Here is a 1,387-nt window from a genome sequence, read left to right on the forward strand (position 1 = left end):
CCCTCCTTTCTCTATTTCAATTATTTAACTTTCACTAAAAGTTTGATATAATATAGTTAGTGAAAGGTGGTGAAAATAATGACAACCATTACTGCAAAAATACAAATCTATGTTTCTGATAAACAAGCTGAAAGTCTAAAAATAACAATCAATGCTTATCGTAAGGCTTGTAACTGGCTATCGGAACGCATATTCGAAACGAAAAATCTAAATCAAGTAAAACTTAATGACTTGTATTATTCTGATTTGCGAAATCATTTTGGACTTAAAAGCCAAATGGCTCAATCTGTAATGAAAACGGTCATTGCCCGCTACAAGTCTGCTAAATCAAATGGACATGAATGGTCTATGATTGAATTTAACCTTCCAGAATATGACCTTGTGTGGAATCGTGATTACTCACTAACCAAGAATCAATTTAGTGTAAATACGCTTGATGGTCGTCTAAAACTACATTATGAGCGTAAGGCGATGAAGAAATACTTCAATGGCACTTGGAAATTTGGTACTGCTAAATTAGTGCATAAATATAAAAAATGGTTCTTACACATCCCCGTGACAAAGGAGTATCAAAAGCTAGATTTTGTAGATGTAAAGAATATCGTTGGTGTTGATTTAGGCATTAACTTCCTAGCAACCACTTATGATAGTCAAGGCAAAACCACTTTCTACAACGGAAACATTGTTAAACATAAGCGCGGTATATTTAAAGCTACTCGCAAACAGTTACAAATGCGACAGACACCGTCTGCTCGTAAGAAACTAAAACAAATCGGGTCAAGAGAAAACCGTTATGTGACTGATGTAAACCATCAAATTACAAAGGCACTCGTTGATAAATACCCTAGAGGGACAATGTTTGTTTTAGAAGATTTAACAGGTGTTCGTAATGCGACTGAAAAAGTACAAGTGAAAAATCGCTATGTTTCTGTATCTTGGTCTTTCTACCAGTTCCGTCAAATGCTTGAATACAAAGCTGAATTAAATGGGCAGAAGGTCATTGTTGTAGACCCAAAATACACTTCTCAAACTTGCCCTAAATGTGGACATATTGAAAAAGCAAATCGCAATAAAAAGCTACACACTTTTAAGTGCAAAAATTGCCAATACCAATCAAATGATGACCGTATTGGCGCAATGAATCTACACCGAAAAGGAATTGAACATATTGGTGTAGTTACCACAGGAGTATAACTCTTGTGGTAGGGGCGAAGTCAACCGTCCTTATGTTCCGCCATACTAAGGTAGGAGAGCATGGCTCGTTCGCACTACTGGGTAGGAACAAGCGTAGTTGCTCTCTATGAGGGTAGAAGCACTGTCGAACTGCGACAGACGCAAGCCCCCACTTCAAACAGCTCGCAAGAGCGTTAAGTGGCGGGTAGTTGAC

The 1,387-nt window shown here is 37.7% G+C and carries 1 protein-coding gene; it reads left to right on the plus strand.

All coding sequences use genetic code 11. The features are described from left to right. Positions 1-78 precede the first annotated feature (78 nt). On the plus strand, positions 79-1,194 hold the full coding sequence (locus DIS06_RS19895) for an RNA-guided endonuclease InsQ/TnpB family protein (protein ID WP_110114980.1): 1,116 nt from the start codon (positions 79-81) through the stop codon (positions 1,192-1,194). The last annotated feature ends 193 nt before the right edge of the window (positions 1,195-1,387 follow it).

Source organism: Bacillus sp. CGMCC 1.16541 (assembly GCF_003184905.1).
In the GTDB taxonomy this organism is placed as follows: domain Bacteria; phylum Bacillota; class Bacilli; order Bacillales; family Bacillaceae_H; genus Priestia.